The following is a 1500-nucleotide window of genomic DNA, read 5'->3' on the forward strand; positions in this document are numbered from 1 at the left end:
GCACGCAGTTCCCAGGTGGCCGTTGCTCACCAACGGCATGCGGGTTTGGTGTGTGACCAGGTTTTTCTTCACGTTGAGCTGGGGCACGCCAGTCTTCTGCTGGATGCGCTCGACGATCTTGCTCGCCAGGTCCACCGAGTAACCCATGGGCTTGCCGGTGTGGTCACCGACATAGGAAAACGGCACCGACGCATCGCGGTATCCAAGGGTGATGCTCTTGGTGGCTACTAACAATAAAGATTGACACTTAACAATAAAGATTGACACGCCGTAACATAGATTGACACAAGGCCGAAACCCCCGTATTTACGGGGTTTTCCATTTTTTGGCTGAGCCATCGGTCTAGATTCTCCGCTTCGTTCCGCTCCGGGAGTAGGCTAAAGAGGGCTGTACCATGAACAGGTGGTGGGCGATTTTTTCCTATAACTATTTTTCAGGGCGAGGAGAGGCGGTCCCGGCGGACGAAGGAGGTAGCATTGCGCGGTCGTAGGTTTTCGTCTGAGACAGATATTCAGCGGCATATTTCGAATGGATTCGGTAGCGGAGCTGGTGCCAGTTATCTGCCGTGGCTGCGCGTCCAAGACGTGCCTTCCAGAGGACGCTCCCACAAGATCCAAGGTGTGAAGATCGATCGCCTCCATCACCTCTTTTCCGACCTAGAGCGCGCCTATTTTTTGGTATGTGAATTTTCGGAAAATGTTGTGGATATACGCGAGCAGTATCCATTGCTACCGCGAGAAAGTGAATCGCCCCTAGTTTCGTAGACACCTCCAAGCCTTAAAATGAGGCCCATTAGGAGGTGCCATGAGCAACCAGCGATATCCCGAAGAATTCAAAATCCAGGCGGTCAAACAAGTGACCGAAAAGAAGCTTCCTGTCTCGGAGGTGGCTGCACGATTGGGTGTGTCCGTGCACAGCCTCTATGCCTGGGTTAAGCGCTACACCAAGCCCCAGGAACAGCGCGTTGAGGAGGATGATCAGAGCGCTGAGGTTCGTCGTCTACGGGCCGAGCTGAAACGGGTGACGGAGGAGCGAGACATCTTAAAAAAGGCCGCCGCGTACTTTGCCAAGGAGTGCGGCTGAAGTACGCCTTTATTAAGCAGCAAGCGGGTCATTACGCGATTCGACGGCTTTGCCTGACGCTCAAGGTTCATCCCAGCGGCTACTACGCGTGGCTATCAGAACCAAAATCTGCGCGAGCCAAGGACGATCAGCGACTGCTTGGACTGATCAAACACTCCTGGTTGGAAAGCGGTGGTGTTTATGGCTATCGCAAGATCCATGATGACCTGCGAGAGGTTGGTGAGAGCTGTGGCCGTCACCGGGTGGCTAGGTTGATGCGCCTTGAAGGTTTACGTTCTCAGACTGGGTATCGACGGAGGCCGGGAAAATACGGTGGTAAGCCAGCCGTTGCCTCACCGAACTTACTGAAGCGCCAATTCGATGTCAGAGAACCCAACAAAGTTTGGGTCACAGACATTACCTACATCCGAACATATG

Annotated in this window: 1 protein-coding gene and 1 pseudogene; one reads left to right on the forward strand and one right to left on the reverse strand. The window is 53.7% G+C overall.

Annotated elements, in window-relative coordinates:
- Window positions 1–234: transporter substrate-binding domain-containing protein (locus ASU03_RS20110; protein ID WP_197411283.1), on the reverse strand; the 234-nt coding region annotated here is incomplete at its 3' end.
- A 570-nt stretch (window positions 235–804) separates the two neighbouring features.
- On the opposite strand from ASU03_RS20110, the pseudogene ASU03_RS20120 reads away from it, so the two are divergent.
- Window positions 805–1500, forward strand: a pseudogene (locus ASU03_RS20120) (IS3 family transposase); the annotation flags it as partial.

Origin of the sequence: Colwellia sp. TT2012 (assembly GCF_001440345.1) — a bacterium.
In the GTDB taxonomy this organism is placed as follows: domain Bacteria; phylum Pseudomonadota; class Gammaproteobacteria; order Enterobacterales; family Alteromonadaceae; genus Colwellia.